Annotated in this window: 23 protein-coding genes and 1 pseudogene; 17 read left to right on the forward strand and 7 right to left on the reverse strand. The window is 63.3% G+C overall.

The genetic code is table 11. The features are described 5' to 3' along the window. Positions 1–13: 13 nt before the first annotated feature. A complete protein-coding gene (locus tag FJ434_RS18420; protein WP_140509939.1) occupies positions 14–1,270 on the forward strand; it encodes a D-amino acid dehydrogenase in 1,257 nt (418 codons plus the stop codon). A gap of 87 nt (positions 1,271–1,357) precedes the next feature. Here the strand turns inward: FJ434_RS18420 and FJ434_RS18430 are convergent, their stop codons facing one another. The 3 genes from FJ434_RS18430 to FJ434_RS18440 all read right to left on the reverse strand — a co-directional run bounded on the left by FJ434_RS18430 (position 1,358) and on the right by FJ434_RS18440 (position 4,975). Next, positions 1,358–3,511 carry a phosphatidylserine/phosphatidylglycerophosphate/cardiolipin synthase family protein gene (locus FJ434_RS18430; protein ID WP_140750428.1) on the reverse strand — a complete coding sequence of 718 codons (2,154 nt, stop codon included), beginning with the start codon at positions 3,509–3,511 and terminating at the stop codon, positions 1,358–1,360. Further along, positions 3,508–3,951, reverse strand: coding sequence for a hypothetical protein (locus FJ434_RS18435; RefSeq protein ID WP_140509934.1), 444 nt, complete (start codon positions 3,949–3,951; stop codon positions 3,508–3,510). Before FJ434_RS18435 ends, FJ434_RS18430 begins: the two co-directional genes overlap by 4 nt. Positions 3,952–4,093: 142 nt before the next feature. Then, on the reverse strand, positions 4,094–4,975 hold the full coding sequence (locus tag FJ434_RS18440; protein ID WP_140752535.1) for a LysR family transcriptional regulator: 882 nt from the start codon (positions 4,973–4,975) through the stop codon (positions 4,094–4,096). Positions 4,976–4,988: 13 nt separating this feature from the next. On the opposite strand from FJ434_RS18440, the gene FJ434_RS18445 reads away from it, so the two are divergent. The 3 genes from FJ434_RS18445 (at position 4,989) to FJ434_RS18455 (ending at position 7,286) form a co-directional block, all read left to right on the forward strand. Further along, positions 4,989–5,192 (forward strand): hypothetical protein, encoded by a 204-nt coding sequence (locus FJ434_RS18445; RefSeq protein ID WP_140752537.1) that lies wholly within the window; start codon positions 4,989–4,991, stop codon positions 5,190–5,192. Further along, on the forward strand, positions 5,189–6,685 hold the full coding sequence (locus FJ434_RS18450; RefSeq protein WP_140509930.1) for a CoA-acylating methylmalonate-semialdehyde dehydrogenase: 1,497 nt from the start codon (positions 5,189–5,191) through the stop codon (positions 6,683–6,685). The genes FJ434_RS18445 and FJ434_RS18450 overlap by 4 nt, the downstream gene beginning before the upstream one ends. A gap of 295 nt (positions 6,686–6,980) precedes the next feature. Then, positions 6,981–7,286, forward strand: a complete 306-nt coding sequence (locus FJ434_RS18455) for a hypothetical protein (RefSeq protein WP_140752539.1) — start codon at positions 6,981–6,983, stop codon at positions 7,284–7,286. A gap of 13 nt (positions 7,287–7,299) precedes the next feature. Here FJ434_RS18455 and FJ434_RS18460 read toward each other — a convergent pair whose 3' ends face one another. After that, a complete protein-coding gene (locus tag FJ434_RS18460; RefSeq protein ID WP_246678415.1) occupies positions 7,300–7,950 on the reverse strand; it encodes a GntR family transcriptional regulator in 651 nt (216 codons plus the stop codon). Positions 7,951–8,061: 111 nt separating this feature from the next. Between FJ434_RS18460 and FJ434_RS18465 the strand changes: the two genes are divergently transcribed. The 13 genes and pseudogenes from FJ434_RS18465 to FJ434_RS18525 all read left to right on the forward strand — a co-directional run bounded on the left by FJ434_RS18465 (position 8,062) and on the right by FJ434_RS18525 (position 23,079). Beyond that, positions 8,062–8,955 (forward strand): dihydrodipicolinate synthase family protein, encoded by an 894-nt coding sequence (locus FJ434_RS18465; RefSeq protein WP_140509925.1) that lies wholly within the window; start codon positions 8,062–8,064, stop codon positions 8,953–8,955. A gap of 39 nt (positions 8,956–8,994) precedes the next feature. Beyond that, positions 8,995–10,308: an FAD-binding oxidoreductase gene (locus FJ434_RS18470; protein WP_181166131.1), complete on the forward strand. Its 1,314-nt coding sequence runs from the start codon at positions 8,995–8,997 to the stop codon at positions 10,306–10,308. A 14-nt stretch (positions 10,309–10,322) separates the two neighbouring features. Further along, positions 10,323–11,324: a 4-hydroxyproline epimerase gene (locus FJ434_RS18475; protein ID WP_140509923.1), complete on the forward strand. Its 1,002-nt coding sequence runs from the start codon at positions 10,323–10,325 to the stop codon at positions 11,322–11,324. Positions 11,325–11,659: 335 nt separating this feature from the next. Next, entirely contained in the window at positions 11,660–12,562 is a 903-nt protein-coding gene (locus tag FJ434_RS18480; protein ID WP_015315217.1) for a branched-chain amino acid ABC transporter permease, read from the forward strand. Positions 12,563–12,566: 4 nt separating this feature from the next. After that, a complete protein-coding gene (gene livM, locus FJ434_RS18485; RefSeq protein ID WP_140752543.1) occupies positions 12,567–14,162 on the forward strand; it encodes a high-affinity branched-chain amino acid ABC transporter permease LivM in 1,596 nt (531 codons plus the stop codon). Beyond that, positions 14,162–15,634 carry an ATP-binding cassette domain-containing protein gene (locus tag FJ434_RS18490; protein WP_140752545.1) on the forward strand — a complete coding sequence of 491 codons (1,473 nt, stop codon included), beginning with the start codon at positions 14,162–14,164 and terminating at the stop codon, positions 15,632–15,634. The genes livM and FJ434_RS18490 overlap by 1 nt, the downstream gene beginning before the upstream one ends. Further along, complete coding sequence (locus tag FJ434_RS18495; protein ID WP_140509918.1) at positions 15,634–16,362, forward strand: ABC transporter ATP-binding protein; 729 nt, start codon at positions 15,634–15,636, stop codon at positions 16,360–16,362. Before FJ434_RS18490 ends, FJ434_RS18495 begins: the two co-directional genes overlap by 1 nt. Positions 16,363–16,378: 16 nt before the next feature. Beyond that, complete coding sequence (locus FJ434_RS18500) at positions 16,379–16,726, forward strand: DUF6867 family protein (RefSeq protein WP_140509916.1); 348 nt, start codon at positions 16,379–16,381, stop codon at positions 16,724–16,726. Between the two features lie 137 nt (positions 16,727–16,863). Beyond that, positions 16,864–17,982, forward strand: a complete 1,119-nt coding sequence (locus FJ434_RS18505; RefSeq protein ID WP_027141750.1) for a branched-chain amino acid ABC transporter substrate-binding protein — start codon at positions 16,864–16,866, stop codon at positions 17,980–17,982. 284 nt (positions 17,983–18,266) lie between these two features. Then, positions 18,267–21,725 carry a pyruvate carboxylase gene (gene pyc / locus FJ434_RS18510; protein ID WP_140752547.1) on the forward strand — a complete coding sequence of 1,153 codons (3,459 nt, stop codon included), beginning with the start codon at positions 18,267–18,269 and terminating at the stop codon, positions 21,723–21,725. A 159-nt stretch (positions 21,726–21,884) separates the two neighbouring features. Further along, complete coding sequence (locus FJ434_RS18515; RefSeq protein WP_015315223.1) at positions 21,885–22,145, forward strand: DUF2312 domain-containing protein; 261 nt, start codon at positions 21,885–21,887, stop codon at positions 22,143–22,145. A 196-nt stretch (positions 22,146–22,341) separates the two neighbouring features. Next, entirely contained in the window at positions 22,342–22,785 is a 444-nt protein-coding gene (locus FJ434_RS18520) for a hypothetical protein (RefSeq protein ID WP_140752549.1), read from the forward strand. Continuing rightward, positions 22,782–23,079 (forward strand): annotated as a pseudogene (locus FJ434_RS18525) (hypothetical protein). The gene FJ434_RS18520 and the pseudogene FJ434_RS18525 overlap by 4 nt, the downstream one beginning before the upstream one ends. Positions 23,080–23,141: 62 nt before the next feature. Here FJ434_RS18525 and msrB read toward each other — a convergent pair. From msrB to FJ434_RS18540, 3 genes are all read right to left on the reverse strand, one after another. After that, positions 23,142–23,546: a peptide-methionine (R)-S-oxide reductase MsrB gene (gene msrB, locus FJ434_RS18530; protein WP_027141754.1), complete on the reverse strand. Its 405-nt coding sequence runs from the start codon at positions 23,544–23,546 to the stop codon at positions 23,142–23,144. Between the two features lie 112 nt (positions 23,547–23,658). Beyond that, the gene (locus tag FJ434_RS18535; RefSeq protein ID WP_140508900.1) at positions 23,659–24,456 is read right to left on the reverse strand and encodes an MBL fold metallo-hydrolase; all 798 of its coding nucleotides are present in this window, start codon (positions 24,454–24,456) and stop codon (positions 23,659–23,661) included. Positions 24,457–24,474: 18 nt separating this feature from the next. Beyond that, the gene (locus tag FJ434_RS18540) at positions 24,475–25,665 is read right to left on the reverse strand and encodes a VWA domain-containing protein (RefSeq protein ID WP_140752551.1); all 1,191 of its coding nucleotides are present in this window, start codon (positions 25,663–25,665) and stop codon (positions 24,475–24,477) included. Positions 25,666–25,668: the final 3 nt, after the last annotated feature.

Raw genomic sequence — 25,668 nt, forward strand, 5'->3', positions numbered from 1 at the left:
AAGGAGTGAATGAATGAAGATCATGGTGCTGGGCAGTGGCGTCATCGGGGTGACCACGGCCTATTATCTCGCCGAGGCCGGCCACGAGGTGACGGTGATCGACCGCCAGAAAGGCCCGGCGCTGGAGACCAGCTTTGCCAATGCCGGCGAGATTTCTCCCGGCTATGCTTCGCCCTGGGCCGGCCCCGGCATTCCGCTCAAGGCGATCAAGTGGCTCTTGATGAAGCATGGCCCGCTGGTGGTGCGGCCGGCCTTCGACCCGCATATGTGGACATGGCTGGTCAAGATGCTGCGCAACTGCACCGCCGAGCGCTACGCCATCAACAAATCGCGCATGGTGCCGCTGGCGGAATACAGTCGCGACACGCTGAAGGCGCTACGCGAAGCAACGGGCATTGCCTATGACGAGCGGACCCAGGGCACGCTGCAGCTGTTTCGCACGCAAAAGCAGCTCGACGGCACGTCAGGCGATGTCGAGGTGCTGAAGAAATATGGCGTGCCCTATGAGATCCTCGATCCGAACGGCTGTATCGCGGCCGAGCCGGCGCTGGCCGGGGTGCGCGATAAGTTCATCGGCGGGTTGAGGCTGCCGCATGACGAGACCGGCGACTGCAAGATGTTCACCGACAGGCTGACCGAGCTCTGCGTGGCGCGCGGCGTCAAGTTCGAATACGACGTGACGATCTGGCGTGTCATCCGCAGCCGCAATCGCGTCGCCAATCTCAGCACGAGCAAGGGTTTCAAGACCGCCGATGCCTATGTGATGGCGCTGGGCAGCTACTCGGCGGACTTCATGCGCCGGATGAAGCGGCCGATCCCGGTCTATCCGGTCAAGGGCTATTCGATCACCGTGCCGATCAAGGACGCCGCCGCCGCACCGGTGTCGACGGTGATGGACGAAACCTACAAGGTCGCGATCACCCGGCTCGGCGACCGCATCCGCGTCGGCGGCACGGCCGAGATTTCCGGCTTCGATCTCAGGCTGCACGAATCGCGGCGCCGCACCCTCGAGCACTCGGTCGGCGATCTCTTTCCCGGCGCCGGCGCCATGCGCGAAGCGACGTTCTGGTGCGGGCTGCGGCCGATGACGCCGGATGGACCGCCGCTGATCGGCCGCACCGAACTGTCGAACCTCTTTCTCAACACCGGCCATGGCACGCTCGGCTGGACCATGGCCTGCGGCTCGGCCAAGGTGCTGGCCGACATCATGTCGAACCGGGTGCCCGACATCGACGTGCGTGCCCTGGCGCAGGAGCGCTATCTGAAATAGCGGCCCGCGCGTCTGCCGACGCGCTTTGTTCTTTGCTTTGATGCATGTCGTTGCCCCAAAACCGGAGCCGCTTTTGGGCGACATGCATCAGAACGCCTGCCTGACCCACGCCTCGTCGAACAGCAGCCGGTAGGCCCACGGGATCGTCACTTTGGTGGAAACCGGGTTCGAGTGCGCGAGGTAGTCGTCGTAGACCGGCTTCATCCTGGCGTAGAAGGCGGGGTCGAGCACCGTCATGCCGTTCTCCGAATCGTGGAAGAAGCTGCGGTTGTTGAGGTTGACCGAGGAAATGGCGACCAGTCTTTCGTCGATCATCATGATCTTGGAATGCAGCACCACGTCAGGCGCCTTGAACTCGCGGATGTCGATGCGGTCGCCATATTTCTCGACGAACAGTTTGTTCAGCGCGGTGAGGAATTTGCCGCCGATGTCGCCCTTGAGGTCGATGCGGCCGACAATGTCGATCCTGACGCCGCGGGCGAGTGCCCGGTCAAAGGCCTCGGCGAGACTGGGGGTCAGATTTAGGTAAGGGTTGACGATCTGGATACGGTGCTGGGCGGCATCGACAAGCTCGACGAAATAGGCCTCCAGCGCATGATCATCCTCATAGGGCACCGAGATGAAATGCCGGGCATTGCCCTGGGGGCGGCCATCTCCGTGGACCGGGACGGAGAAGGGGCGCGCCAGGTTGGTGTCGGCGTCGCGCAGCCATATCGTCGACAGATGCGCGGCCAGCGTCTCGACCGTCGCCCGGTCGGCGAACTCGATGTCGAAGTCGCTCCAGTTCGAATAGTAGTTCAGCGAAAATCCGTCGGTCTTGCCATATTGCTCGAGGTCCGGATAGCGCGACAGGTCGATGGGCTGGTGGAACAGGAAGCCGTCATGGATGTTGCGGCCGCCGATGATGACGCGCGAACGCGCGGGGTCCTGCGCCAGCGTCGCCAGCATTTTGATATGATGGACCTTGTGCAATTGTGAAATCTGCTCGTCGATCGGCGCGCCATGGTCCGCCTGCCAGCGATATTCCTGCAATTCGACATTGGGGAATTCGGCCGCCAGGCGGTGCAGCATGGCGTCGTCCTTGTCGCGTTCCAGCACGTCGGTGATCATGATGCGCACCTTGGTGCCAAGCGCTGCATGATGGCGGATCAATCGTTCGACGATACGGCCGGAAAAGTCCGCCTTGAACTCGAGCGAGGACAGATAGATCAGCTTCAGCGTTGGCGCCTTCGAGAAATCGAGCGGCAGTTCGGGGTCACCCTTGTCTATTGTCGCATCGGACAGCGGCGCGCCCATCAGCGCCTCGACCTTGGCGTTGAAGCCGTCGCGCGACTTGCGCAGCAGCCTGGGCTCGCCGATCGGCATGGCGCAGGTCTGCGAGAGCCAGCGGCTGGCATAGAAAGCGCGCTCGAGGGCGTCGACGCCGGCGCCGCTGGGGGCCGGGCAGCGCTGGTAGCGGCTGTCCAAGCTGGCGAGCGCCGGATCGGCGATCTCTTCGCGCCGGATGGTGAGGGGCGCGCCGGGGGGCGCAAGGCTGGAGCGGATCCTTGCCGTGCACCGGTTCAGGCTGTCACCCGGAAACAGGCTTACCGTGTCGTCCTCGCCGGACAGGCGAAAGCCGAATGCCGCGCCGGCGGCGATGATGCGTGAGGCTCCGGCGGCGCGGATCGCCAATCCACCGTCGCAAGTGCCCTCGATGTCGGCCGGCTGCTTGCCTGCCTGCCGCACGACGATCTCGGTGCTGCGCGCCTGCAGGCCGGAGAAATCGAAGGTCTTGGGCGCCGAAGGACGCGCCGCCGCATCGATGTAGAGCGTCTGCCGCGACACCCGCCAGCGGCCGTCGAAACGGCCGTCGCCGCTGCCTATGCCGGCTGGGGGCAGATGTATGTTGGCGACCGGTCCGGCCAGTTGCCGTAGCGTCGAATATGTCGCCTGGAAATCGCGGTTCTGGACATCGCGGCGGTTGCGCCCGAAGGGGCCGGTGCCATTGGCACGGTCCATGGCACCGAGCTGGTTGTTGGCAAGTAGCGCCAGGAACCGTCGTTCGTAGTCGCTGTCGCCGCTATCTCCGAAAAACTGCGCCGCCGCGACCTGCGCGCCGGGCGTGCTGGCCGATAGCGAGGGCCGCGCGCAAGCCTCCTGTCCCGCCAGGAGGTCGCAGGCATTGCCGCCTGCGCCGGCACAGCCGGCAAGGGCGGCCAGTCCGAACAGGACGAGGATGACGGCCCTGCGGACGTTCACCCGGCCGCTCCGGCCTTCATGGCGCTCAACTGCGCGGGGTCGCGCGGCGGCATGAAACCTTGCGGAAAAATCTTGCAGACAGGGATGGTGAAGGTGGCGATCAGCAGTTCCGCCTCGCTGCGCATCTTGCGGGGCGCCGTCTTGTCGTCGCGGATTGCGCTCGCCGAGGCAACAAGGGCGCCATCGCAGTCGCAATGGTTGCGGCGAGCGATGTAGCAGGCGTCATGGGTTCGGCAAACGGCGTCGAGACGGTCGACCGGCCGGGCCGACAGATCGCCGGTGCGGGTCCCGGGACCGCAGTAATTGCCGATGACGAAAGGCGAGGGGCGCGCCATGACGTAGCGGATCGGTTTGGGCAATTCGGCTTCCGGCACTTTTGTCCATGGGTTGGCACATGCGGAGACGAACAGCAGCGGCAGGATGGCAAGAACGGCTCGCATGTCTATCCGCGCCAGCTTTCTGAAAGATTTCCCCACCCGACACCCACCCCATGGCCGGCGACCGGTGATGCCACACTGTGCGGTTTTGTGGCAAGGAAAAGGCGGCGTGTGGAAACCTGGCTGTTTTGCCGTGACGGCGCTTCTAAACGAAGAGGCCCCGCTCGCGCTCGACCGCCTTGGTGATGAAGCTGGCGACGATCTGGACGCGGCGCAGTGGCCTGACCGATTCGTGATAGACCAGCCAGTAGGCGCGGCGGATAGGCGCGACGACATCGACGGCCACCAACTCCGGCATCGAGCGGGCGACGAAGTTGTGCAGGATGCCGATGCCGGCGCCCGAGCGCACGGCTTCGGCCTGGCCGAGCGCCGAGGAGATGGCGAAGCTGGTGCGCCAGTCCGCGCTGAATTCTGCGGCATAGTCGAGCGAAGGGCTGACGATGAGATCAGGCACATAGCCGATCAGTGTGTGCTGGCCGAGCTCGGCGGCGGTTTTGGGTAGGCCATGGGCTTCGACATAGACGCGGGAGGCGAACAGGCCGAGCGAATAGTCGACCAATTTTCCCGCCACCAGCCGGCCTTCGGTCGGCCGTTCGACGGTGATCGCGATATCGGCTTCGCGCCGCGACAGCGAGAAGGAGCGCGGCACCGGCACGAGCTGGATGGTGAGTTCGCGGTGAAGGGCGGTGAGTTCGCCCAGCCGCTTGGCCAGGAAGGCGACGCCGAAGCCGTCGGGTGCGCCGATGCGCACGGTTCCAGACACGTCATCTCCTTCGCCTGATATGGTCGAGCGCGCGGCGATCATGTCGCCCTCCATGCGCTCGGCGATATCGAGGAAGCGCTCGCCGGCCGGCGTCAACTCGCTGCCGGTGGTAAGCCGGCGAAAGAGTTTCGTCCTCAGTGCTTCCTCAAGGGCCGCGATGCGGCGCGAGACGGTGGCATGGTTGAGCTCCAGCCGGCGCGCGGCGCCAAGAATCTGGCCGGCGCGCGCCACGGCGAGGAAGATGCGGACGTCATCCCAATTCATGGGGATGTTCCGGGTGGCAATCGTCAACGCCGCGTTCCACAGAATTCAATATAACCATGCCAGTGATGTCGAGCACATCTTATCATTTGCGGCAATTGATGCACAGGCCTCGTTCGTTATCTATTTCCTGCACAACGGTTGCGTTCTCCCTCGCGTTGCCTTCGCCGCCGCAAAGGCGGACAATACGGCATCACAAACAAAGGGAGAGAAATCATGATCGACTACGGTCATTTCATCGGCGGCAAGCGTGTCGCCGGCACCAGCGGCCGCAAGCAGGACGTCATGCAGCCGATGGACGGTACGGTGCGCGGCACGGTGGCGCTGGCCTCGCAGGCGGAACTGCGCACGGCGGTCGAGAATGCCAAGGTGGCGCAGCCCAAATGGGCGGCGACCAATCCGCAGCGCCGCGTGCGCGTGCTGATGAAATTCCTCGAACTGGTCGCCCGCGACTATGACGAACTGGCCGAAATCCTGGCGCGCGAACACGGCAAGACCATCGCCGACGCCAAGGGCGACATCCAGCGCGGCCTCGAAGTGGTTGAGGTCTGCATCGGCGCGCCGCATATGATGAAGGGCGAGTTCACCGACGGCGCCGGCCCCGGCATCGATGTCTATTCAATGCGCCAGCCGCTCGGCGTCGTCGCCGGCATCACGCCGTTCAATTTCCCGGCGATGATCCCGCTTTGGAAGATCGCACCGGCGATCGCCTGCGGCAACGCCTTCATCCTGAAGCCTTCGGAGCGTGATCCGGGCGTGCCGATGCGCATTGCCGAGCTGTTCATCGAGGCCGGCCTACCGGCTGGCATCCTCAACGTCGTCAACGGCGACAAGGATGTCGTCGACGCTATCCTCGACGATCCCGACATCAAGGCCATCGGCTTTGTCGGCTCGACGCCGATCGCCCACTACATCTATTCGCGCGGCACGGCGGCCGGCAAGCGCGTGCAGTGCTTCGGCGGCGCCAAGAACCACATGATCATCATGCCCGACGCCGACATGGACCAGACCGTCGACGCGCTGATCGGCGCCGGTTACGGCTCGGCCGGCGAGCGCTGCATGGCGATCTCGGTGGCCGTGCCGGTCGGCAACGACACCGCCAACCGGCTGATGGAAAAGCTGATCCCGCGCGTCGAGAGCCTGAAGGTCGGACCGTCGACGGACTCGGCCGCCGATTTCGGCCCGCTGGTCACCGCCCAAGCGCTGGAGCGCGTCAAGGGTTACGTCGATACCGGTGTCAAGGAAGGCGCCAAGCTCGTCGTCGACGGCCGCGGCTTCAAGATGCAGGGCTATGAGGACGGCTACTATATGGGCGGTTGCCTGTTCGACAACGTGACGGCGGACATGCGCATCTACAAGGAAGAGATCTTTGGACCGGTGCTCTCGGTGGTGCGCGCACCGACCTATGAGAACGCCATCAAGCTCGCCAACGATCACGAGATGGGCAATGGCGTCGCCATCTTCACCCGCGACGGCGACGCGGCGCGCGACTTCGCTAGCCGTGTTCAGGTCGGCATGGTCGGCGTCAACGTGCCGATCCCGGTGCCGATCGCCTACTACACTTTCGGCGGCTGGAAGGCGTCTTCCTTCGGCGACCTGAACCAGCACGGCCCGGACGCGTTCCGCTTCTATACCAAGACCAAGACGGTGACCTCGCGCTGGCCGTCCGGCATCAAGGATGGCGCCGAATTCGTCATCCCGACGATGAACTGACCGGACGTTTTCTTCGTCTGCGCGTCCTCGCTCCGGGCGCGCGGGCATGCATCAAGGATGGCGCCGAGTTCGCCATCCGGACGATGAACTGATCGGACGAGAAGACGCGATTTTTACTCAAGGCCTAAGTCCCCGGACTTAGGCCTTTTGTTTTTGCAAACGCTAATGTGATGGAACCGGCGGGGGCTCGCGGGACTTAGGGCTGCAATCCTGCCGTGGAGGAGGCGCGGCAGACAACCAGGGCGCCGCACGGCGGGCCGGTGGCATTGCATCGTCCGGCGCAAGGAGGTGTCAGATGACACGACGACTTACAGTGACACTGTTCGTTGCGGCGATAGCGATGTGCACCGGCGCTGCTCAGGCAAATGCGGCCGGGCAATGCGCGGCACGCGCCGATATCGTGAAAGCGCTCGGTGAGAACTTCCACGAAAGCGAAGCCGGGCGCGGCCTGATCAATCCCAATGTGGTCCTCGAAGTGTTCGTTTCCGATCAAGGCAGCTGGACGGTTCTGGCTTCCGACACGAAGGGCCAGAGTTGCATCCTGTCGGTCGGCGAGGGCTGGGACAGCCCAACCATCAAGGCGGCCTTGCCGGGCGCTTGAACTATTTCTGCAGTTAGCGCGTCGCGGCCACCTCGGCATGGCCGCGCAGCAGAGCCATCAGTTTCTTGGCGTCCTGGACGGCGCCTTCCTCGTCGCCGTCCAGGATCGAGCGGATCAACGCGACATGGTGCTCGGCGGATTCCGCCAGCCCGGTGTCCGCCTTGTAGCGGAACCAGAAGCGGCGGCTGTGGGTCTGCAGGGGGGCGGCCAGCCGGGCGGCGAACGGGTTGTCGGCGGCCAGCGCCAGCGCCTCGTCGAGCGCCTTGTCGGCCTGGATGAAGGCGAGCACATTGCCTGATATCACTGCTTTTTGCATGGCGAGCGCCGCCTCGTGGAACAGGTCGGCAGCCTCGCGGGTGACGAAACGGGCGGCTGATCGTGCGAGCACCACCTCGACGCCGCGCCGGGCATCGAGCACACGCAGCCAGTCGCCGGGATGCAGCGGCGCGATCGCGATGCCGGCGCGGGGCCTGACGTCAAGCAGCCCTTCCCAGGCCAGCCGCTGGATCGCCTCGCGCACCGGCGTGCGGCCGAGCGCCAGCCGCTCGATCAAGGAACCCTCGGTGACAAAACTCGCCGGGGCCAGTTCGAGCGTGACGACCATGTGCTCAAGGACACGGTAAGCCTTGGTCGCCGCGGGCTCGGACAGGGTGGTTGCTTCCATGGATATCAAAGCCGGTCTCCTGATATATCTAGAATATATCATAACGGATTCTGCATTGACAGCGGCTTTCCTAACAGATATACGACTGATATATCAGATGGAGAAATAGCCATGTGGACCGGAGTTTTCCCCGCCGTCACGACCAAATTCACCGCCGACGACCGGCTCGACCACGCCGAAATGGAGCGTTGCTTCAGCTTGCAGATGGAGGCCGGCTGCGACGGCATCATCGTCTGCGGCTCGCTCGGCGAAGGGCCGATGCTGTCGCCTGACGAGAAGATCGAGGTGCTGAAGACCGCGCAGAAGATCGCAGGCAAGAAGCCGGTGCTGCTGACCGTCAACGAGGCCGGCACCCGCGAGGCGACCAGCATCGCCAGGCGCGCCGCCAAGGAAGGCGCCAACGGACTGATGGTGGTGCCGAGTCCGATTTACCACACCAACGCGGAAGAGACGGTGGCGGCCCTGCGCGCCGTGGCCGAGGCCGGCGACCTGCCGGTCATGATCTATTCCAACCGGCTTGCCTACCGCGTCGACGTCACCGTCGACCAGATGGAGGAGCTGGCATCGGACAAGCGCTTCGTTGCCATCAAGGAATCTTCCGACGACATCCGCCGCTCGACCGAGATCATCAACCGCCTGGGCAGCCGCTACGACCTGTTCACCGGTGTCGACAACCTCGCCTTCGAGGCACTGTCCGTCGGTGCCATCGGCTGGGTGGCCGGCCTGGTCACCGCTTTCCCGCGCGAGACCGTCGCCATCTACCAGCTGATGAAGCACGGCCGCCGCGAAGAGGCGCTCGCCATCTACCGCTGGTTCCGGCCGCTGCTCGACCTCGATGTCTCGACCTATCTGGTGCAGAACATCAAGCTTGCCGAAGTGTTCGCCATCAACACCAACGATCGCGTCCGCATGCCCCGCATGCCGCTGTCGGGCGAACGCCGCAAGACCGTCGAGAAGATCGTCAAGGATGCGCTGGCGGTACGGCCGACACTGCCACAGTTCTAAGGAGAAGGTGCCGGCAGCCAGGTGAAGGGCAGCGCCCACGTGACAGGAAGTACCAAATCGACAGAAGCGGGGCCCCGCCCCGCCCTTCGGGCGCCTTCTAACCGTGAACGGGGAGAAGGGAAAGACATTGCCATCGTCGGTGGCGGCATCATCGGCATTTGCGCGGCTGCCTTCCTCGCCGAGGCCGGGCTGGATGTCACGGTCTTCGATCGCACCGGCATCTGCGAGGAGACGAGCTCAGGCAATGCCGCCGCCTTTGCTTTTTCCGACGTGCTGCCGCTGGCGCACAAGGGCATGATCAGGCAGCTGCCGAAATGGCTGGCCGATCCACTCGGCCCGCTCAGCATCCCGCCCGCCTATCTGCCCAAGCTGCTGCCCTGGCTGATCCGGTTCTGGCGCGCCAGCGCGCCGGGGAAATACGAGGCGAGCCTGATGGCCCAGGCCGGCATGATGAAGCTTGCCGAGGCCGAATGGATGGATCTGCTCGATCGGTCCGGCACGCGGCCGATGCTGCGCGAGGGCGGTTCGCTCGAGCTCTACGAAAGCGAAGCCGAGTTCCGCGCCTCACTGTCGGGCTGGGCGGCGCGCGAGCGCTTCGGCATCGGCTTCCGCCATGTCGAGGGCGAGAACCTCGCGGGCTTGCAGCCTGGGTTGTCACCGCGCTTCGTCAAGGGCACCTTCGTGCCGGGATGGAAGGCGGTCGCCGATCCAAAACTGCTCGGCAAGGCGGTGTGGGCTTACGCGCAATCCAAAGGCGCCCGCTTCGAGATGGCCCGCATCGACCGCGTCGCCGCGAATCAGGATGGTGCGACACTGACGCTGGCCGATGGCTCGACAAGACAAGCCAGGCGCATCGTCATTGCCGCGGGCGCCTGGTCGCACCTGCTGGCGCGGCAACTCGGCGATCGCATTCCGCTGGAGACCGAGCGCGGCTACAACACGACGCTGCCGACGAGCGCTTTCGACGTGACGCGGCAGCTGATCTTTTCCGGTCATGGCTTCGTCATCACCCCGCTCGAAACGGGCCTGCGCGTCGGGGGTGCCGTGGAACTCGGCGGCATCGAGCGGCCACCCAATTTCAACAGGTCGAAAGCGCTCCTGCAGAAGGCGCAGAAATTCCTTCCGGGGCTCGATCCCTCGGGCGGACGCGAATGGATGGGGTTCCGGCCATCGCTGCCGGATTCGGTGCCCGTCATCGGCAGGGCGACGCGAAGCCGGTCGGTGATCTACGCCTTCGGTCACGGCCATCTCGGCCTGACCCAGGCCGCGGCAACCGGGCGGTTGATCAGGGAATTCGTTCTGGGGCAGACTTCGTCCGTTGATCTGGCCCCCTTCAGCCCACAACGGTTTTGATCTTGAGGAGCGACATGGCCAAGAAATCCTTCTTCTGCATCGACGGCCACACCTGCGGCAACCCGGTGCGACTGGTCGCCGGCGGCGGGCCGCTGCTGCAGGGCTCGACGATGATGGAACGGCGCGCGCATTTCCTCGCCGAATATGACTGGATCCGCACCGGCCTGATGTTCGAGCCGCGGGGCCATGACGTGATGTCCGGCTCGATCCTCTATCCGCCGACACGCGAGGATTGCGACATCGCCATCCTGTTCATCGAGACGTCCGGTTGCCTGCCCATGTGCGGCCACGGCACCATCGGCACGGTGACGATGGCCATCGAGCACGGCTTGATCAAGCCGAAGACGCCGGGTGTGCTCAGGCTCGACACGCCGGCCGGCCTGGTCATCGCCGAATACAAGCAGGTTGGCGAGTATGTCGAGGAGGTGCGCATCACCAATGTGTCGTCCTTCCTCCATGCCGAAGGGCTGACAGTCGAATGTCCAGGGCTGGGTGAAATAACCGTCGATGTCGCCTATGGCGGCAATTTCTATGCCATCGTCGAACCGCAGGCGAACTATCGCGACATGGCCGACCATTCCGCCAGCGACTTCATCGCCTGGAGCCCGGTGGTGCGGCAGCGGCTCAACGAGAAGTATTCCTTCGTGCATCCGGAGAACCCCGGCATCGCCGGGTTGTCGCACATGCTGTGGACCGGCAAGCCGACGGTCGAGGGCGCCGATGCCCGCAATGCCGTTTTCTACGGCGACAAGGCGATCGATCGCTCGCCCTGCGGCACCGGCACATCGGCGCGCATGGCGCAGCTTCATGCCAAGGGTAAGCTCAAGGCCGGCGACGCCTTCGTCCATGAATCGATCATCGGCTCGCTGTTCAAGGGCAAGGTCGAAAAAGAGGTCACCGTGGCTGGCAAGCCGGCGATCATCCCCTCGATCGGCGGCTGGGCGCGCATGACCGGACTGAACACCATCTTCATCGACGACCGCGACCCGTTCGCGCATGGTTTCGTGGTCAAGTAGGAGAATCCTGACCTTGCGGAAAGGAGTGTGACGAAAAAACGAACCATGTCAGGAACGCAACGATTCTTCTCATCACCTAATCTTGACGGTGATTTCTTCGAAACGGAGCGCATGATGCGGCGCAATCGTCAAAGACATTGCGTTATGCCAATGATAGGGTCCGCGATAGTCCAGGGGCTGGGTGCGAAAAACGAGCGATCGGGAAGACGTGACTTGGAACCACGCGGAGCGGTCAAAAAAATCACGTTGCAATCCGGGCTCGAAACTTTACGACTAGGGGAAATACGAAAAGGAATGCGTCTGCATGGGCGACATTCCAGGGGAGCCATGTACACATGCAGTATTTTGTCCAGCAGCTTATCAATGGGCTGACGCTGGGATCGATCTATGGGCTGATCGCAATCGGCTACACGATGGTCTACGGCATCATCGGCATGATCAATTTCGCCCATGGCGATATCTTCATGGTGGGCGCCTTCACGGCACTGATCGTCTTCCTCATCCTCGGCGCGCTGTTTTATTCGGTGCCCGTGGTCATCGCGCTGCTGGTGATGATGATCGTGGCGATGCTGCTCACCAGCCTCTACAACTGGACGATCGAGAAGGTGGCCTACCGGCCGCTGCGCGGTTCGTTCCGGCTGGCCCCGCTGATCACCGCCATCGGCATGTCGATCGCGCTGTCGAACTTCGTCCAGGTGACGCAAGGCCCGCGCAACAAGCCGATCCCGCCGATGGTCAGCCAGGTCTACAACATCAACGGCGTCAGCGTGTCGCTGAAGCAGATCATCATCGTCATCGTCACCGCTTTGCTGCTGGCGCTGTTCTGGTACCTGGTCAACAAGACCTCGCTCGGCCGGGCGCAACGCGCCTGCGAGCAGGACCGCAAGATGGCCGCACTGCTCGGCATCGACGTCGATCGCACCATCTCGATCACCTTCATCATGGGCGCAGCCCTTGCCGCCGTCGCCGGCACGCTGTTCCTGATGTATTACGGCGTCATCGCCTTTTCGGACGGCTTTACGCCCGGGGTAAAAGCTTTCACGGCGGCGGTTCTTGGCGGCATCGGCTCATTGCCAGGTGCCGTGCTGGGCGGCCTCCTCATCGGCTTCATCGAGAGCATGTGGTCGGCCTATTTCTCGATCGACTACAAGGACGTCGCCGCCTTCTCGATCCTGGCGATCGTGCTGATCTTCCTGCCTTCCGGCATCTTGGGCCGGCCAGAAGTCGAAAAGGTCTGAGACAATGGCCGTGACCGTATCTCCAGAGCGCGACCTCGTCGCCAGCCCCATGCAGCGCGCGCTGCGCGAGGCCTTCTATGCCGGCGCGATAGCGCTTGGTCTGTTCGTGCTGTTCATCGGCCTCAGGACCGACCAGAACATTTCCAACGAACTGGTCGTGGTGCAGCGCTGGGGCCTGCTTGCCGCGGTGGTGATCGCCACGGCCGTCGGGCGTTTCCTCTATGTCGCCTACGGCCAGCCCTTCATGGCTAACCAGAAGATCGCCGATGTCGCCACCGGGCTCATGCCGGCAAGTGTGGCATCCCGCTTCTTCACCCTGCCGACCTTCATCGGAGCGGTCGTCGCCATGGTGCTGCTGTTCGTGTTCAACAGCTCTCTCGCCGGATGGGTTGGGGCAGAACCGGCCGGCTATCTGCAATTCCTGCGTGCCCTGACGGTCATCTATGTGCTGGCCTGCGTGATCTATTACTTCCGCGCCTTCATCCATGCCAACTTCACCAAATTGGGCATCTCGGCATTGGTGCTGTACCCGATCCTCGTCGTCGCGGTGCTGTCACTCAACGCCTGGTCGGTCGCCACCGGGTTGCAGGGTTCGTTGAAATGGGTCGATAATTTCGGCATCCAGATCTTGATCTATGTGATGCTGGCCTGGGGACTGAACATCGTCGTCGGCCTCGCCGGTCTGCTCGATCTCGGCTACGTCGCTTTTTATGCGCTTGGCGCCTATTCCTATGCGCTTCTCGCCACGCATTTCGGCCTCTCGTTCTGGATACTGTTGCCCGCCGCGGGCGCCATGGCCGCGCTCTGGGGGGTGCTGCTCGGTTTTCCCGTGCTGCGCCTGCGCGGCGACTACCTGGCGATCGTGACGCTCGCCTTCGGCGAGATTATCCGCCTCGTGCTGATCAACTGGCGCGAGGTCACCAATGGGTCGGCAGGCATCTCCGGCATTCCCAAGGTCAGCTTCTTCGGCTTGATGTCGTTCAACGTGTCGGACCCGAATTACATCGCCAAGGTGCTGAACATCGCCACGTCCAGCGCCTACTACAAGATCTTCCTCTACTACCTGATCCTTGGGCTTTGCCTGCTAACCGCCTTCGTCACCATCCGGCTGCGGCGCCTGCCGGTCGGCCGCGCCTGGGAAGCCTTGCGTGAGGACGAGATCGCCTGCCGCTCGCTCGGTATCAACACCACCACCACCAAGCTGACGGCCTTTGCCACCGGCGCCATGTTCGGCGGCTTCGCCGGTTCCTTCTTCGCCGCGCGGCAAGGTTTCGTCAGCCCCGAATCCTTCGTCTTCCTGGAATCGGCCATTATCCTCGCCATCGTCGTGCTCGGCGGCATGGGCTCGCTGGTCGGCATCGCCGTCGCCGCGATGGTGATGATCGGCGGCACCGAGGCGCTGCGCGAACTCGACTTCCTCAAGCAGGTCTTCGGGCCCGATTTCACACCGGAACTCTACCGCATGCTTCTGTTCGGCATGGCCATGGTCATCGTCATGCTGTGGAAGCCCCGCGGCTTCGTCGGCAGCCGTGAACCGACAGCTTTCCTCAAGGAACGAAGAGCTGTCTCAGGCTCCTTCACCAAGGAGGGCCACGGCTGATGAATGCAACCACGCAAATGAACGATGCCATCCTGCAGGTCGATCACCTGTCGATGAAGTTCGGCGGCCTGGTCGCCATCGGCGACCTGTCCTTCACCGCCAGGCGCGGCGAAATCACCGCGCTGATCGGCCCCAACGGCGCCGGCAAGACCACCGTGTTCAACTGCATCACCGGCTTTTACAAACCGTCGGAGGGCATGATCACGCTCAACCGGGCCGATGGTTCCAGCTACTTGCTGGAACGGCTGCCCAACCATGAGATCCCGGCGCGCGCCAAGGTGGCGCGGACCTTCCAGAACATCCGCCTGTTCTCGGGGATGACGCTGCTGGAGAACCTGCTCGTCGCCCAGCATAACAAGCTGATGAAGGCTTCGGGCTACACGATCCTGGGCCTGTTCGGCTTCAGCGGCTACCGCAAGGCCTCGGCCGAATCGGTGGAGCTTGCCAAGCACTGGCTGGAAAAGGCCGATCTCGTCGATCGCGCCGACGATCCGGCCGGCGACTTGCCCTACGGCGCGCAGCGGCGGCTCGAGATCGCGCGCGCCATGTGCACCGGTCCGGAGCTTCTGTGCCTCGACGAACCGGCGGCCGGCCTCAACCCGAAGGAATCGGCGGCGCTGAACGAACTGCTGATAGACATCAAGCACACGACCGGCACCTCGATCTTGCTGATCGAGCACGACATGTCGGTGGTCATGCAGATTTCCGACCACGTCGTGGTGCTCGAATATGGCCGCAAGATTTCCGACGGCAATCCGCAGTCGGTGCGCACCGACCCGCGTGTCATCGCCGCCTATCTCGGCGTCGACGACGAGGAGGTCGAGACCGCGCTCACCGAAGTCGGTGACGAGGACGTCATCGAACAGCTCGATATCGGTCCCGATTCGACGCATGGCCCGGGGACGTCGTCGTCGTATCTTGCCGGGCCGGTGAGCGACACCGTCGGCCATAGCGAGGGCGAGCGGGTGACCGTGTCGAAGGGCGCTTCGAAGGCAGCGCAGGTCGACGCCCGCGCCGCCACCGTGGCAAGCAGGCCTGTCGCACCGGCGCCAGCCAAGTCCGCGCCGAAGAAAGCGGCACCAAGGAAAACGGCCGCCAAGGCGCCTGCCGCGAAGGCCGAAGGCGTTTCGAACCGGCTCGCTGCCCCCCGTGGCGGCAAGGCCGACAATCTGACGCGCATCAAGGGCATCGGGACGGTCAACGAGAAGAAGCTCAACGAACACGGCATCTTCCACTTCGACCAGATCGGCGCCTGGAAGAAGGCCGATGTCGAGGCGGTCGAGGCCTATCTCGCCTTTGACGGACGCATCGCGCGCGAGGAATGGGTCAAGCAGGCGAAGCTGCTCGGTCAGGGCAAGGATACGCAATTCTCGCGCCGCGTCGATGCGGGCAAGGTGGCGACAAGTCATGCTTCCGGCAAGGCCGCGGGCACAGGCAAGCCCGTTCAGGGCAAGCGTGGAGGGGGCAAGTGATGGCCACGACAACGCTGCTCGATATCAAGGGCGTGGAGACCTATTACGGCAACATCCGCGCGCTGAACGGTGTCAACGTCACCGTCAAGCAGGGTGAAATCGTGGCGCTGATCGGCGCCAACGGCGCCGGCAAGTCGACGCTGATGATGACCATCTTCGGGGCTCCGCGGGCCCGCACGGGCACCATCACCTTCGCCGGAGCCGATATTACCCAGTTGCCGACGCACGAAATCGCACGCATGCGCATCGCACAGTCACCCGAGGGCCGTCGCATCTTCCCGCGCATGACGGTGATGGAAAACCTGCAGATGGGCGCCAGCCTCGATAACCTCAAATACTATGGCGAGGACGTCGAGAAGGTGTTCACGCTGTTCCCCAGACTGAAGGAGCGCATCGCCCAGCGTGGCGGGACCTTGTCGGGCGGCGAACAGCAGATGCTGTCAATCGGACGCGCACTGATGGCGCGGCCGAAACTGCTTCTGCTCGACGAGCCGTCGCTGGGTCTGGCGCCGCTGATCGTCAAGCAGATCTTCGATGCCATCCGCGAATTGAACCGCACCCAAGGGCTGACCGTGTTCCTGGTCGAGCAGAACGCGTTCGGCGCGCTCAAGCTCGCCACGCGCGGCTATGTCATGGTCAACGGCAATGTGACGATGAGCGGCACCGGCAAGGAACTGCTCGCCAATCCGGAAGTGCGCGCCGCCTATCTCGAAGGCGGACATCACTGAGTTCAGGAGACTTCCCATGCAAGGCATTCTCTACGAGGAACCGTCGATCTGGCAGTTCTTCTTCGTCACCTGCCTGCTCGGCGGCTGGGCGGCCTGGATGACCGGCAAGGCCAGTGCCCAGACATGGCGCAGCTTCATCCAGCTGTTCGCCTATATGCTCGGCCTCGGCATCGGTATCCGTTTCATCCATCATGCGCTGTTCGACGGCACGATGTTCTCGCTGCATTACTATATCGTCGATACCATCGTGCTGATGATACTGGGCTTCGTCGGCTATCAATACACACGAACCAACCAGATGGTCACACAGTATAATTGGCTCTATGAAAGAGCTTCCATCTTGAGCTGGAAACCGAAAGGTTGACGTCCATCATTAACGCCGCGTCAGGGATGAATCGGCGTGACAAGTGCCTGAAAATCGGCAAACTATGCTTTCTGCGATAAGGGTGGGCATCGCATGAAAGCTTCATCCACGCCCACTCCGTTAATGGGAGCGTTTAAATGAAAAAGTCACTTTTGTCCGCCGTAGCCCTGACCGCGCTCGTCGCGTTCGGCGGCAACGCGTGGGCTGATGTAATGTTCGCGGTCGCCGGGCCGATCACCGGTCCGAACGCGGCCTTCGGCGCACAGCTGCAGAAGGGCGCCGAAGCGGCGGTCGCCGATATCAACGCCAAGGGCGGCATCAATGGCGAGCAGATCAAGCTCGAAGTCGGCGACGACGTCTCCGATCCGAAGCAGGGCATCTCGGTCGCCAACAAGTTCGTCGGCGACGGCGTCAAGTTTGTGATCGGCCACTTCAACTCGGGCGTGTCGATCCCGGCCTCGGAAGTCTACGCTGAAAACAACATCGTCGAAATCACGCCGGCCGCAACCAACCCGAAATTCACCGAGCGCGGCCTGTGGAATGTGTTCCGTACCTGCGGACGCGACGACCAGCAGGGCAGCATCGCCGGCGCCTATATCGCGGCGAACTTCAAGGATGCCAAGGTTGCCGTGATCCATGACAAGACCCCTTACGGCCAGGGCCTCGCGGACGAAACCAAGAAGGCGATGAACGCCGCGGGCGTCAAGGAAGTGATGTATGAAGGCGTCAATGTCGGCGACAAGGACTTCTCGGCGCTGATCGCCAAGATGAAGGAAGCCGGCGTCACCTTGATCTACTGGGGAGGCCTGCACACCGAAGCCGGCCTGATCATCCGTCAATCGGCGGACCAGGGCCTCAAGGCCCCGATGATGTCGGGTGACGGCATTGTGACGGACGAACTCGCCGCCATCGCGGGCGACGCTGTCGCCGGCACGCTCAACACGTTCGGCCCCGACCCGCGTCTGATCCCGGCCAATAAGGAACTCGTCGAGAAGTTCCGCGCGCAGGGTTTCGAGCCGGAAGCCTACACGCTCTACGCCTATGCCGCCGTGCAGGTGGTCGCCGAGGCAGCCGCTGCCGCCAAGACGAACGATCCGCAGGCCGTCGCCAAGGCAATGCATGAAAACGGGCCGTTCCCCTCCGTTCTGGGCGATCTCGCCTATGACGCCAAGGGCGATCCGAAGCTGCCAGGCTACATCATGTACGAATGGAAGAAGAAGGACGACGGGAAGTATTCCTGGTTCCCGAAGTCGTAATTCATTCGGATCCGAAACCAACGATGCCCGGCGCCTCGCGCCGGGCATTTTCTTTGACGCGCCGGCAACGGTGACATCCCCGTCGGTTCTCCTTGGTTGGGAACATCGCATCCAGGATCGAAATTGTCGCCATTGTTCCGTCCGTTCGAACGAATGCGTGCGAGTGTTGGCCGGATAATTGATTTAAATCGGTTTAAGCCGGCGTCGATTTTGTTTGCACTGCAGCATTTTCACGTTAATCATTGCCTCGATTTCCCGTCCCTTCCGCTGCTGGAGCCCAGGCCTTGGCCATCACGAAGATCCTCGTCGCCAACCGGTCAGAAATCGCCATCCGCGTCTTTCGCGCGGCCAATGAGTTGGGCCTCAAAACCGTGGCGATCTGGGCCGAGGAGGACAAATATTCGCTGCACCGCTTCAAGGCCGATGAAAGTTACCAGGTCGGGCGCGGACCGCACCTCAGCAAGGACATGGGGCCGATCGAGAGCTATCTGTCGATCGAGGAGGTGATCCGCGTCGCCAGGCTTTCGGGCGCCGATGCCATCCACCCCGGCTACGGGCTGCTGTCGGAAAGCCCCGAATTCGCTGAGGCCTGCGCGCAAGCAGGCATCACCTTCATCGGACCGAAGCCCGACACGATGCGCCGGCTGGGCAACAAGGTCGCCGCACGCAATCTCGCCATCGAGGTCGGCGTGCCGGTGGTGCCGGCCACCGATCCGTTGCCGGACGATTTGGAGGCGGTCAAGGAACTCGCCAAGACGGTCGGCTATCCGGTCATGCTGAAGGCTTCGTGGGGTGGCGGTGGCCGTGGTATGCGCGCCATCCGTTCCGAGGCCGATCTCGCTCGCGAGGTCATGGAAGGCAAGCGCGAGGCGAAAGCCGCCTTCGGCAAGGACGAGGTCTATCTCGAAAAGCTGATCGAGCGCGCTCGCCATGTCGAAGTGCAAGTGCTTGGCGACACACACGGCAATGCCGTGCACCTGTTCGAGCGCGACTGCTCGATCCAGCGCCGCAACCAGAAGGTCGTCGAGCGCGCGCCGGCGCCCTATCTCAGCGAGGACCTGCGCCAGGAGCTTTGCGGCTACGCGCTGAAAATCGCGCGCGAGACCAGCTATATCGGCGCCGGCACCGTCGAATTCCTGCAGGACGCCGATACCGGCAAATTCTACTTCATCGAGGTCAATCCGCGCATCCAGGTCGAGCACACCGTCACCGAGATGGTGACCGGCATCGACATCGTGAAGGCGCAGATCCATATCCTCGACGGCTTCGCCATCGGCACGCCGGAATCGGGCGTACCGGCGCAGAGGGACATCCGGCTGAACGGCCATGCCTTGCAGTGCCGCATCACCACCGAAGACCCCGAACACAATTTCATTCCGGACTACGGCCGCATCACCGCCTATCGCGGCGCCACCGGCTTCGGCATCCGCCTCGACGGCGGCACGGCCTATTCCGGCGCGGTCATCACCCGCTTCTACGATCCGCTGCTGGAGAAGGTCACGGCCTGGGCGCCGACGCCGGCAGAGACGATCGCCCGCATGAACCGCGCCTTGCGCGAGTTCCGCATCCGCGGCGTCGCCACCAACCTCACTTTCCTCGAAGCGATCATCAATCATCCGAGCTTCGCCGACAATTCCTATACGACGAGGTTCATCGACACGACGCCGGAGCTGTTCCAGCAGGTCAAGCGCCAGGACCGCGCCACCAAGCTGCTCAACTATCTGGCCGACGTCAGCGTCAACGGTCATCCCGAGACGCGCGGGCGGCCGACGCCAAAGGCCGACGCGGCGCCGCCCGTGGTGCCCTATCTCAACGGCAATGTGCCGAGCGGCAGCAAGCAGAAGCTCGACGTGCTCGGGCCGGAGAAGTTCGCCGCCTGGATGCGTGAGCAGAAGGAAGTGCTGGTCACCGACACGACGATGCGCGACGGCCACCAGTCGCTGCTCGCCACCCGCGTGCGCACGCATGACATTGCCGGGATCGCCGGCACCTATGCGCGCGCCCTGCCGCAGCTTTTCTCGCTCGAATGCTGGGGCGGCGCCACTTTCGACGTCGCCATGCGCTTCCTCACCGAGGATCCGTGGGAGCGGCTGTCGCTGGTGCGGGAAGCAGCCCCCAACCTGTTGCTGCAGATGCTGCTGCGCGGCGCCAACGGCGTCGGCTACACCAATTACCCCGACAATGTCGTGCAGCATTTCGTCAAACAGGCGGCAAGCGGCGGCATCGACCTCTTCCGCGTCTTCGACTGCTTGAACTGGGTCGAGAACATGCGCGTCGCCATGGACGCCGTGGGCGCCGAGGGCAAGCTGATCGAAGCGGCGATGTGCTATACCGGCGACATCCTCGATCCCGCGCGGGCCAAGTACGACCTCAAATATTATGTTGGGCTCGCCAGCGAATTGCAGGCAGCCGGCGCCCATATCATCGCGGTCAAGGACATGGCCGGCCTGTTGAAGCCGAGTGCCGCCCGCGTGCTGTTCAAGGCGCTGCGCGAGGCGACCGACCTGCCGATCCATTTTCACACCCACGACACATCGGGTCTGTCGGCGGCAACCGTGCTGGCGGCGGTGGAAAGCGGCGTCGACGCTATCGACGCGGCGATGGACGCCTTCTCCGGCAATACGTCGCAGCCTTGTCTCGGTTCGATCGTGGAAGCACTGAAGGGCACAGAACGTGATCCGGGCCTCGACCCGCAATGGATCCGCAAGATCTCGTTCTACTGGGAAGCCGTTCGCAACCAATATGCTGCCTTCGAGAGCGACCTGAAAGGTCCGGCTTCCGAGGTCTACCTGCACGAAATGCCGGGCGGGCAGTTCACCAATTTGAAGGAACAGGCCCGTTCGCTGGGGCTGGAGACACGCTGGCACGAAGTGGCGCAGACCTATCACGACGTCAATCTGATGTTCGGCGACATCGTCAAGGTGACGCCGTCCTCGAAGGTCGTCGGCGACATGGCGCTGATGATGGTGAGCCAGGACCTGACCGTTGCCGATGTCGAGAACCCGGCCCGCGACATCGCCTTCCCGGACTCGGTCGTCTCGATGCTGCGCGGCGACCTCGGCCAGTCCCCGGGCGGTTGGCCGCGGGTGCTGCAGAAGAAGGCACTGAAAGGCGACAAGCCGATCACGGCGCGGCCTGGTTCGTTGCTGAAGCCGGCCGACCTCGAGAAGAGCCGCAAGGAGATCGAGGACAAGCTCGAGCGCAAGCTGTCGGAATACGAGTTCGCCTCGTGGCTGATGTATCCGAAAGTGTTTTCCGACTTCGTCGCCGCGCAGGAAACCTACGGCCCGGTCAGCGTTCTGCCGACGCCGACCTATTTCTATGGCATGAAATCGGAAGACGAGATCTTCGTCGATATCGAAAGGGGCAAGACCTTGGTCGTGCGCTGCCAGGCGTTCGGCGATGTCGATGAGAAGGGCATGGTCACCGTGTTCTTCGAGCTCAACGGCCAGCCGCGGCGTGTGAAGGTGCCCGACCGTGCGCATGGTGCCTCGGCAGCCAAGGCGCGCCGCAAGGCGGAGCCCGGCAACGAGGCGCATGTCGGGGCGCCGATGCCGGGTGTGGTTTCGGCGCTTGCGGTCGCCGCCGGCCAAGCGGTCAAGGCCGGCGACGTGCTGCTCTCCATCGAAGCGATGAAGATGGAGACGGCGTTGCACGCCGAGCGCGACGGTACGGTTGCCGAGGTGCTGGTCAAGGCCGGCGACCAGATCGATGCGAAGGATCTGCTGATCGCGTTCAACTGAGAGCTCGCAAGGAACGAGCAGGCTGTCGGCTTCTGGCGGCAGGCTTGGCGAGCTGTTCGATAACGGCTTGACCCGCCGGCCTGGGTCGGGCATCGAACCGCTGAAATTCGCTGCGGCACGTTCCCCGAGTCGCGGCGCGGAACCGATTTTGGAGAAAACATGGCCGACGATATCACCGAGACCAGCCAGACTGTTGCCGCCGGCCAGCTGCGTGCCTTGATCGAACGCATCGAGCGGCTCGAGGAAGAAAAGAAGACGATTTCCGACGACATCAAGGAAGTTTTCGCCGAGGCCAAGGGGACCGGCTTCGACACCAAGGCAATCCGCACCATCATCCGGTTGCGCAAGAAGGACCAGGCCGAGCGCCAGGAGGAGGATGCCATCCTCGATCTGTACATGGCCGCGCTCGGCATGGTCTAAGAGCCTGTTTGGAAATTCTACTCTGGCGGCCATCTGATGGCGTTTTCTGCGCTTCCGTTGCTCACGGACCAATGTCCGCTGCGCTACGGCTCTCGAAACCACCATCACATGACTCACCAGAGCGAATTTCGAAACAGCCTCTAGCCAAGGCTCAGCAACGGTCTTAACCCGGGTGATGCTGGAGCGGCATCTAACCATGTGCGAATTCGACTTCGGCGGCCGTCGCGCCTCGGAATTCCGCCATCGCGGCTTCTGGTCGCTGTTTGCCGAACGGCATCCGGAAGAAAAGGCCCGGCGGGCGCGGCGCGGACCCTGGTTCTGGCAGCGCGGGCTGCCCGACTTCGCACTGGTTCTTTCCATGTATGTCGCGCCGGCGCAGAACCATGTCGGCGTCTTCTTCGGCCGCAACGAGAAGTTCGGCGCCACGCAAAGCTGGTCGCGGCTGGAGCCGTTCCGGCCGGCGATCGAAGACAGGCTGAAACTCAGGCCGGAACAAAGCTGCGAAGGCCTCGGCATCAATTCGATGTGGCGGGTCAATTGCTTTCCCGAGGACAACTGGCCTGCCATGACCGACTGGCTGGTCACGGAATGCTCACGGGTCGAGCGCGCCGTAACCGAAGTGCTTGGGCAGGGTAAGTGATCGCGGATTTCTTCCGCTCGCGTTGGCTTGGCGAGGTGCCGGTCGACCGGCTGTTCTGGCGTGACATGATGCTTGTCGGGACCGTGATCAATTGCGTCGTCTGCTGCGGCGCTGATCCTGCTTGGGCTGAGGATGCCGCTCGGTCTTGTCCTGGCGGTGCATTTTGGACCGGTGCCCTACAACGTCTTCCTGATTTTGGCGGTCTGGCGCACGGCTGAGAAGGCCGGCGGTGCCAGGGCTTCGCTCTTCATGCTGGGATCAGCGCTCTGGCTGATCGCCACGATCGTCGTCTGACGAGGCGACCCGTACGAAAAGGGCGGCCAGAGCCGCCCTTCGCGAGAAATGATGACGCCTGTTCAGGCCGCGGGCTCGAATTTCAGCGCCACGCCATTGATGCAGTAGCGCAGGCCGGTCGGCGGCGGGCCGTCCTCGAAGACATGGCCGAGATGGCTGCCGCAACGAGAGCAGTGGCATTCGGTACGGACCATGCCGTAGCTGCGGTCGACCGTGTTCTCGACCGAGCCCGGAACGGGATCGTTGAAGCTCGGCCAGCCGGTGCCGCTCTCGAACTTCAGCGTGGATTGGAACAGCGGCTGGTCGCAGCCAACGCAGGAAAAAGTGCCGGCACGCTTCTCATAGAGCAGGGCGCAGCTCCCCGGCCGCTCGGTGCCATGGTTGCGCATGACCGCGTACTGCTCCGGCGTCAGCCGGGCGCGCCATTCGGCGTCGGTGCGGGTTACGGGGTAGGTATGGGTGTCCATTTGATCTCCTCAGCCTTGGCGGCTCGTTCTTGGTTGCAACCGGATATTCGCAACAAGATAGGCGTTTGTTACGGCATTTGCCCGCATTTTCGAGCGGACCACCTGGAATTCCTCAGGCGATCGCCGCGAGATAGCGCGTGACGGAGGCGGCCAGCGCCGTCTTCGCATCGCTGATGATGTTCTGGTTCCACCATGCGCCGTAGATGTCGTCGAAGGCGAACGGCGCAAGGGCTGCCGCGATGCGGTGTATGGCGGCAGCATTGAGCGGGATCTGGTTCGGATAGCTGTACATGAAGCTGACATGGCGGCGTGTCGGCGTCACCTGCAGGATGTCGCCGGTCAGCAGGGCATCGGCACCGTCGCGTTTCCAGTGCAGCACCTGGCCGCCGGCAAAGTGGCCGCCGCAGCGGATGAGTGTCAGCGACGGGTTGATGGCCAGCGTCTCGCCTTGCCAACTGACGATCGAGCGATGCGGCCGCATGATCCATTGCCGGTCGTCGGCATGGAGATAGATCGGCACGCCGCCAAACGCCTCGCTCCATTCGACCATCACCGAATAGTAATGGCAGTGCGAGATGGCGATCGCGGCAAGGCCGCCGCGGCGGTTGATCTCCGCCACCGCCTCGTCGCTTACCATCGAGATGCAGTCCCATAGCACATTGCCGTGCAGCGTTTGCGCCAGCAGCGCCCGCTGGCCGATGGCGAACCGCGGCTCGATGCCAAACGCGAGCACGCCGGCGTCGTCCTTCATCACCAGCCGATGCGCGGCGGCGAGTTGTTGCGGCGTGGTCCAGGCCTGGCCCTCCCAGCGCACATACTGCCGTTCGTCCTCGCAAATCGGGCAGTGTCGCGGTGGCGTTTCCGTCGCCGCGAACTGGACGCCGCACTGCAAGCAGAGGAAGCAGGTCATCTGATCTCCCGTGGTCCTTCAGTGCTTTCTTGAAAGCTGCTTCGTAGCACCTTCGAGCCCGGCCAGTGTCAGCGGAAACATGCGGCCGCCGAAGATGTCACGGATCATCGCGATCGAATGGGTAAAGCCCCAGTTCTTTTCGCTCTCGGGGTTAAGCCACACCGCGTTCGGCCATTGCTGCAGCAGCCGGCCGAGCCAAACGGTTCCGGCCTCGGGGTTCCAGTGTTCCACCGAGCCGCCGGGGTGGGCGATCTCGTATGGGCTCATCGAGGCATCGCCGACGACGATGACCTTATAGTCCGGACCATATTTGTGGAGGAGGTCGAAGGTCGGAATCACCTCGGCATGGCGGCGGCGATTGTCCTTCCACACGCCTTCGTAGATGCAGTTGTGGAAATAGAAATATTCGAGCTGGCGGAATTCGGCGCGGGCGGCCGAAAACAGTTCCTCGACGCTTTTGATATGGTCGTCCATCGAGCCGCCGACATCGAAGAACATCAGGAGCTTCACGGCATTGCGGCGCTCGGGACGCGTCTTGACGTCGAGATAGCCATGCTCGGCGGTGGCGTGGATGGTGCCGGGCAGGTCGAACTCCTCCTCAGCGCCTTCGCGCACCCAGCGGCGCAGCCGCTTCAGCGCGACCTTGATGTTGCGGGTGCCGAGTTCGATGGCATCGTCGAAATTCCTGAACTCGCGCTTGTCCCAGACCTTCACCGCGCGGCGGTTGCGGCTTTCATGCTGGCCGATGCGGACGCCTTCGGGGTTGTAGCCATAGGCGCCGAAGGGCGAGGTGCCGCCGGTGCCGATCCATTTCGAACCGCCCTGGTGGCGGCCTTTTTGTTCCTCCAGCCGCTGCTTCAGCGTCTCCATCAGCTTGTCGAAGCCGCCAAGCGCCTCGACCAGCTTTTTCTCCTCCTCGGTCAGGTGTTTCTCGGCGAGCCGGCGCAGCCATTCCTCGGGAATGTCGGCGACATTGACGGCATCCGGGCCACCCAGCGCCTCGATGCCCTTGAAGACATGCGCGAACACCTGGTCGAAGCGGTCGATATGGCGCTCGTCCTTCACCAGGGCGGCGCGAGCAAGATAGTAAAATCCCTCGACATCATAGTCGACCAGTCCGGCTTTCAGCCCTTCCAGCAGAGAGAGGTATTCCCTGAGCGAAACGGGAACACGCGCTGCCTTCAGTTCGAGGAAGAAGGGGATGAACATGGC

Origin of the sequence: Mesorhizobium sp. B2-5-13, from assembly GCF_006440535.1 — a bacterium.
In the GTDB taxonomy this organism is placed as follows: Bacteria; Pseudomonadota; Alphaproteobacteria; order Rhizobiales; family Rhizobiaceae; genus Mesorhizobium; species Mesorhizobium salmacidum.